Source organism: Yeosuana aromativorans, from assembly GCF_014646655.1.
Classification (GTDB): domain Bacteria; phylum Bacteroidota; class Bacteroidia; order Flavobacteriales; family Flavobacteriaceae; genus Yeosuana; species Yeosuana aromativorans.
The window spans coordinates 1-787 of sequence record NZ_BMNR01000027.1; the positions used below are offsets into that span (position 1 = coordinate 1).

1 protein-coding gene is annotated in these 787 nt (G+C 31.9%); it reads left to right on the forward strand.

The genetic code is table 11. The features are described 5' to 3' along the window. Positions 1-36 precede the first annotated feature (36 nt). Positions 37-645 carry a hypothetical protein gene (locus IEW94_RS16800; protein WP_188655251.1) on the forward strand — a complete coding sequence of 203 codons (609 nt, stop codon included), beginning with the start codon at positions 37-39 and terminating at the stop codon, positions 643-645. Positions 646-787 lie beyond the last annotated feature (142 nt).

Consider the following 787-nt stretch of genomic DNA (forward strand, 5'->3'; position numbering starts at 1 on the left):
CAAACACGTTGTGGTGCATTTGAACAAACCCTTTAAATGAATATAAACTTTGCCAAATATTTGATAATTGTATTGTTTTTGGCAGGTTGTGGAAAGCAAGAAACAGAAACAAAGGATTATGGATTTCCAAAAAACGAAAATGGAAGTTTAAATGTATCTCTTGAGTTGTCGGAATTTAAAAATTACGGATTACTCATTGACAGAATTCGAGAAATAACCTGTAACGATAGTATTCCAAAAATAGTTATTAAGCAAAAAAATATAGTTCGGAATGTATATCCGATTGAACATTGCGAACCGATGATTTTTGACCCAGATGAAAAACATTATGTTACTTTTCGGAAAGGAAAACCATATAGAGCAAGTACAATAATAGAAATACAATCAGACTCTTTAGGCAAAAAACTAACTAAGGACTTTTCATATTATCGAAATTCTAATAAGTCAAAAAAAACAGATAACTATTTAGTAATTATAGAATCGGAAAGAAATGAAAAAGTAAACGGAATTGAAAAATTCTTAACGGACTTATCTCAAGAATATGACAAATTAAAAACTGAAAAGGAACTGAATATATCATTTTGGGAGGTTATGCCTTATACGCCACCGCCACCTACAATGGAAAATGAAAAACCAATTGATTAAAAAAAACGACACCACAACACCGTGTAAAAAACATTGCTTATTTTAGTTCAACCGTTTGGTCGTTGCTTTTTTGCTTGCTTCTGATTTTCCTTCGGAAAATCCTCGCACACAAAACCGCAACGTTCCTTACACAAACACGTTG